Source organism: Pseudoroseomonas cervicalis ATCC 49957 (genome assembly GCF_000164635.1).
In the GTDB taxonomy this organism is placed as follows: domain Bacteria; phylum Pseudomonadota; class Alphaproteobacteria; order Acetobacterales; family Acetobacteraceae; genus Pseudoroseomonas; species Pseudoroseomonas cervicalis.
In genome coordinates this window covers 1-1002 of sequence record NZ_GG771067.1, presented here as the reverse complement: position 1 = coordinate 1002, position 1002 = coordinate 1, and the positions used below count along the sequence as shown (strand labels likewise).

At 77.7% G+C, this 1002-nt stretch carries 1 protein-coding gene; it reads right to left on the bottom strand.

Annotation, left to right across the window (positions count from 1 at the left end):
* A partial coding sequence (locus HMPREF0731_RS21750; protein WP_007006410.1) for an ABC transporter substrate-binding protein occupies positions 1-1002 on the bottom strand: 1002 nt, incomplete at both ends.

The following is a 1002-nucleotide window of genomic DNA, read 5'->3' as shown; positions in this document are numbered from 1 at the left end:
GGCTGAGCGTGGCGACGCCGCGCGGCAGGGCGGCGAAGCGCAGCCGGTCCGCCTCCCCCAGCCGGGTGAGGTCGAGCACCGTCTCGCTGCCCAGAACCGCCGGGTCCTGCGCGCGGGCCTGCGCCTCGGGCGACAGGAAGAGGTTGGCGGCCAGCATCGCCGCCTCGGGCTCCGCCGCGCTGGCGGGGATCACCAGGAAGGAGGCGCCGCCGATGCTGCCCGGCGTCGGCACATAGCTGCGCACGCTGCCCGGCAGCAGGCCGCGGGCGATGGCGGCCGAGCCCTCGCCCGGCGTGGCGGCCAGGGCGATGTCGATCTCGCCGCGCGCCAGCAGGTGGCGCTGCGCCACGGCGTCCTCGGGGAAGGCACGGCCCTGGCGCCACAGATGCGGCCGCAGCGCGCCATACCATTCCCAGAGCGGCGCGGTGACCAGCGCCGCGTTGTCGTCGGTGGCGGGGGCGGCCAGCACGCGCGGATGCGCCACCACCTCATACAGCGCCTGGGCCAGGAAGCCGGCGCCGAGCGGGTCGCGCGGCGGCGGGTGGGTCAGCCGGCCAGGGTGCGCGCGCGCCCAGTCGGGCATCGCCAGCAGCGAGAGCGGCGGCCGCGCCAGCCGCTCGGCGTCATACAGGAAGACCAGCTGGGTCAGCCGCCAGGGCGCGCCATGGCCATCCACCGCGACGCCCTGGTGCAGCGCCGTGGCCGGCTTGCCCGCCAGATCCACCAGGGCGAAATTCGGCAGCTCATAGGCGAAGCGGCGCAGCGCGCCCTGCTGCAGCAGCGCCAGGAAGGCCGCGCCCTCGCAGAGCAGCAGGTCGGGCGCGGCGGCGGGATCGGGCACGGTGCCGGCGGCGAGGCCGGCCCAGCGCCGCAGCCGCAGCGGCCGCAGGATGACCCCATGGCTGCGGCGCAGCCGCGCGGCGCCCCAGGCGAGATGCGCCTCCAGCGCCGCATCGGCGCCGAGCGCCTGGACATGCGCCACGCGGCCACGGGCGCGCGCCT